The sequence below is a fragment of the Parabacteroides sp. merdae-related_45_40 genome (assembly GCF_001915675.1).
The window spans coordinates 1-5,190 of the sequence record NZ_MNQY01000096.1; the positions used below are offsets into that span (position 1 = coordinate 1).

Genomic DNA, 5,190 nt, shown 5'->3' on the forward strand with positions numbered 1-5,190 from the left:
TTGCCGCCGGGACCATATCGACGGCCGGCACTTCCGCGACATCGGCTACCATTACTACATCACACGCGACGGCCGGGTACATCCCGGCCGGCCGCTCTCTCTGGAGGGGGCGCACTGCTTCGGTCACAACCGCCACAGCATCGGCATCTGCTACGAAGGGGGACTGGACGGCAAAGGCCTCCCCGCAGACACTCGCACGCCTGCCCAGAAGGCTGCCCTCACGCAGTTGTTGCAAGAGCTGGGCCGCCACTTCCCGGCAGCCCTCACCGTAGGACACCGCGACTTGAACCCCCAAAAGGCCTGTCCTTCGTTCGACGCAGCGAAAGAATACAAGAAAGACGCACCCCGTGGGAGGCCCTGAGGCCTCCGCGGGGTGCGTCTCGTTTACACGGTGTTGTTATTGTGCGCGTTTTCCCTATACTACTTTCCAGCCGGAGTCTCTTCACCGACTTTCAACGGGGTGATGTTATTCTCGGCCCCCGGATAGCCGATGTTCTGGTTGATAACGCCACCGGTATTGGTTGTGATCGCATTATAGGGGACAGGCCATAGCACATGATGGACGCTGATGCGGTATTTACCGTTGGCAACCTCAGTCCCGTCACGGAAGAAGTTATTGACCGTCATCATCCAGTCATACCAGAAGTTATAACCAGGCTCTTTCACATTCGAGCCTGTTCCACCGGGACCGGAGAAGTTATCCAACTTATATACACGGCCACCGAATACCTCACAAGGTTTGCCGGTCTTAGCATAAATATAAGAAATACGAACCAACTCGATATGACGGCATTCCTCGTAATACAACTCACGGGCACGTTCAGCCAAGATAGCGCCGATATTGATTTCAGATCCATTCAGCGGTTCAGCTCCTGCACGTTCGCGAACGACGTTCAGCATGTTGGCCGCTTCCTGCAATTGATCTTTCCAATAATAACATTCGCCCATCAAGAGGTAGACTTCGGCTGAACGATAAATATACCAAGCAGTCTCGCCACCGCTACGGTCAGTATCCTTCGTAGGATCCGGAACAAACAACTTATAATGCGGCCATGAGAACCAGCAACGTACCGAATCAGACACGCTCATATTGGTCGGGCGAACCAAATGTTTTCCATACCATTCGGATTTACCTTTCAAGCCCGGGTCATTATAATACAAATCGGTCATACGGCGCCAACTACCCGATGCGTTAGGACTGCGAAGGTCGTTTTTTTCTTTTTCACCCCAAATGTCATATTGCAGGTAGTTGTTGGCACGACAGGAACCGATGCCACGACCGACATGCAAGTCGTTATCGATTTCCGTACCTTTATCAGCTGCCGCAGGTGAAATAGCCGTACCGGTCTTCCCGTCAGGGGTGACGATAGCCGCACCTTTCGCCCAATAGGGAGTCGCATTACGCATGGTCTGGATTCTGTCACGACCTTCCACGTCCGGATAAGACACGACATACATCAAACCTTCTGTGTTCGACATGTCCATCTTCGCCTCTACACTGTGCAAGTCGTGCATCAAATTCGTGTTCGGCTTGTTCTTGTTCGAGGTGAAACGAGCTGTCATCAACGGATGGTTGGCGACAATCTCTTTACCGATCTCGATAGCACGGTCAAAGTCACCCAAACACATCGCGACTTTCATCAGCAAGACACCGCAGGCAGCTTTGGAAGTTCTTCCACGATCCACCTTTTCCGGAACCCATTCATAAGCAAATTCCAAATCTTTTTTCAATTGCTCCAAAATGCTCCAACGGTCATGAGAGTAGAAATCCAATTTCGGTTCCGTATATTCCCGATCCAGGAAGGGGACATTTCCGAATTGGTGGGTCAACTTATAATAGCGGTAAGCCCGTTGAAAATAGGCAGTACCCAAAACAGCATTCCGTTCCGCTTCATCCTTGTAGGTTCCAGCATCGATACGCGACAATACGATATTGGCATATTTGATTCCCTTGAAACCCTCATCCCAATACCATTGCATCTTGTTTTTAGCATTATTTTGGGTTTGGGTAGGAAGCATATAGTTGTCAAAATCGACCAAAGCACCGCTTTCGTCGGTCTTTCCGTTCACGGCAACGTCAGAAGTATAATATTCGGTCAAAATCGGTGACTGGTCTCCGAAAAACTCATGACGCATATTACGCTCGCAAGCTACAATAGCCGAATACATGCCCTCTGCATCCACGTAGGTGTTTTCAGGCGTATAAAAAGAGAGAGGTTTCGGATCCAGCCAGCTCTCTTTACAGCCGGTCGTCAACAAAGGCAACAAGGCCAATGCTCCGATGATATATTTTTGTTTGTTGTTCTTCATATTCTTTCGTCTTTATCAAAGAGTGAAATTAAAACTTATATTATAAGATCTCATGCCATAAAGCCCATCGTCACGATTCTTTTTCGTGGCTTCGACATCGAAATAATCCCAACCGGTTATGGTGAACGGGTTACGTGCCGTAAGGGAAATGCGCATATTCTGCACTTTGAATTTCTTCAGGAAATCCTTGGGTACTGCATATGACAAAGAGATATTATCCATACGGACGAACGTTTTCTTCTTATAATAGTTGGCAAACCGGTACGAACCGATACGCCCGTATTCATTCGTCGGATTTTCAGGAGTCCAACGAGGTTGGTCGTACGTAGAATAACGGTCAAACATACCACCGCTATTGGAAGCATGGTTATAATAATCATAATGGCCTATATCAGAATAAAGCATGAAAGACAGGCTGAAGTCCTTATAAATGAATTCATTTCTCCAAGACCAGAAGAAACGCGGTGTCTTATAGCCTTGGAACGTCTTATCATCGTCATCAAGCACACCGTTGCCATCCTGGTCTATGAAACGGAAGTCACCCGGTTTGCAACCATACTTAGAAGCTTCTTCTTCCTGTCCCAGCTGCCACACGCCTCCGAACTCATAATCCCAGATCTGATCCGGATCATGGCCAATAAACCACCCGTTCTTCGGGTCATCTTTTTCCTTTTGGCCGATCACATTGCCATTTTCATCCAGAACATCCTCCATGTCGCCGTACAGGCTTTTCAACTTGCGACGGTTGAAAGAAAAACTACCGGAAGAGGTCCACGTGAAGTCGTTCGTACGGATAATATCACCGTTCAATGACAACTCGAAACCTTTATTCGCCAATTTACCCAAATTGGCTTTTACACTAGCAAATCCCAAAATAGAAGGCAAGGCACGGTCGACCAGCAAATCAGTCGTCTCGGTCATATAGGTTTCCATAGAACCTCTCAAACGATCATTGAATAAAGAAAAGTCCAAACCGATGTTGTAGGATGACGTACGTTCCCATTTCAACCCTTTATTAGCCATACGATCTACATAAATCTGAGAAGTGACATAAATGTTGCCATTCTGGTCGATATAAGGATGCAGACCGGAATTCAATTTGGCCAATGCATCATACTGACCGATGTCGCGGTTACCGTTCTGCCCCCAAGAGAAACGCAGTTTTCCATAGTTCAACCAGGAACTGGCCGGTTCCATAAATTTTTCAGAGGTAAACACCCACCCCAATGCCACAGCCGGGAAAGTGGCACGCGGATTCATCTGCCCGAAAGCGGAATACCCGTCACGGCGCACAGAAGCCGTCACCATATATCTGTCTGCAAAAGAGTAGAACAAACGTCCCATCAAGGCATCACCGGTCTTATATGTGTCATTGCTGGAAACAACAGGTACGGTTCCAGCCCCGATATTATGATAGCCTAAAATATCGCTCGGAGTAAATTGAGACGATTTGGCGATAGTCTCCCAATACTGTCCCTTTTCTGCATTCTGCAAGAAAGTAGCTTCAACGCGATGTTTGCCGAATTCTTTTTTCCAACGGACGATGTTGTCAATCTGCCAGTTGAACGTCTTTTGATTTTTGCGTTCGGACTTTCCCCCTTCGCCGGCCCATTCGGGATGTTGGGAAGAGTCGTGATTGTAGTATTCGTACCATTTATAATATGGGTTGAAGTTCATCTGATATTCAAATCCGAACGGAAGTTTGACAATCGCATAGATATTGGCGTTCAGTTTGTGTTCCATATCTTTACGATCTCTGTACAAGTTATCGAAAAACGGATTTTTAGTATTATTGTCGCCAGAAGGATACATTCTGTATGGACTATCCGGATCATCGATTTCATTTGTTGTAAAAGGAGAATTGTTCGTACGCTGTCCTACATCGGCAGACAATGCACCTTTATCCTTCGTTCCGAAAGAAGAATTCAAACCTATTGTCAAGAAATCCGTTACCTTAGACTCCAAGTTCAACCGGGTGCGGAATGTTTTGAAACGGTCACCAACTTTGACACCTTCGCGATCTGCATATCCCATAGACCAAAAATAGGAAAAATTGTCTGTACGGTTAGAGATGCTGGCCGTGTAGTCTTGCTGGAAACCTGTTTGGAAAACAAGGTCGGTCCAGTCTGTTTCAACTCCGTTCAAATAATTTTGGATTTCAATGTTCTTAAAGTTCAGACGTCCCAACCAAGTTGTCAACATTTGTTCTTCAGAAGGCAAAGCCGTAGCAGGAGTCGACTGGTCGTAATTATACCAAGTCAACGGGTCAACTCCTAAGCTACCCAACGTACGCGGATCGTCATACATTCCTTTTTTGGCGGCCAATTCTTCCGGAGTCAGCAAACTTTCAGAATATTCTTGACGAAATTTGACAAAACCGGCACCGTCTACCACTTCCGGAACCGAATTAGCCTGCACCCACCCAAAGTTCGAATTGAAGTTGACAACAGGTTTGCCGGTCTTACCCTTTTTCGTAGTAATGGCAATAACTCCATTCGCTGCTTTTGCACCATATACAGCGACAGAACTGGCGTCTTTCAACACATCGATAGACTGGACATCCATCGGATTGATATCCGACAAGTCACCGTTGAAGATCACACCATCCAGCACATACAAAGGATCGGATCCCGCACTTAACGTGTTTTTACCACGAATCTGAACAGAAGCCGTACCTTCAGCATTGACAGATGCCCCAATCGAAACACCGGGTGCATTGGCTCTCAACAAGTCTTGGACGGAACGGGGAGTTTCTTTTTCCAAACTCTCGGCTTTAACGGTCGAGATCGCCCCCGTCAAGTCCTTCTTCTTGGCCGTGCCGTAACCGATCACAACCACTTCTTCCAGCTCTTCCGTGTCTTCTTTCATCGTCACGTTGAG

General features: G+C 47.2%; 3 protein-coding genes. 1 reads left to right on the forward strand and 2 read right to left on the reverse strand.

Features of this window, described 5'->3' with window-relative positions; translation table 11 throughout:
* The coding region (locus tag BHV83_RS11255) for an N-acetylmuramoyl-L-alanine amidase (RefSeq protein WP_286757531.1) at positions 1 to 361 on the forward strand (361 nt) is incomplete at its 5' end.
* 59 nt (positions 362 to 420) lie between these two features.
* On the opposite strand, the gene BHV83_RS11260 is transcribed toward BHV83_RS11255, so the two are convergent.
* On the reverse strand, positions 421 to 2,310 hold the full coding sequence (locus tag BHV83_RS11260) for a RagB/SusD family nutrient uptake outer membrane protein (RefSeq protein ID WP_005636163.1): 1,890 nt from the start codon (positions 2,308 to 2,310) through the stop codon (positions 421 to 423).
* A 15-nt stretch (positions 2,311 to 2,325) separates the two neighbouring features.
* The coding region (locus tag BHV83_RS11265; protein WP_286757532.1) for a SusC/RagA family TonB-linked outer membrane protein at positions 2,326 to 5,190 on the reverse strand (2,865 nt) is incomplete at its 5' end.

Excerpts from the sequence above, each read along its gene's own strand:
- BHV83_RS11260 (WP_005636163.1), bottom strand. The coding sequence starts at position 2,310 with ATGAAGAACAACAAACAAAAATATATCATCGGAGCATTGGCCTTGTTG.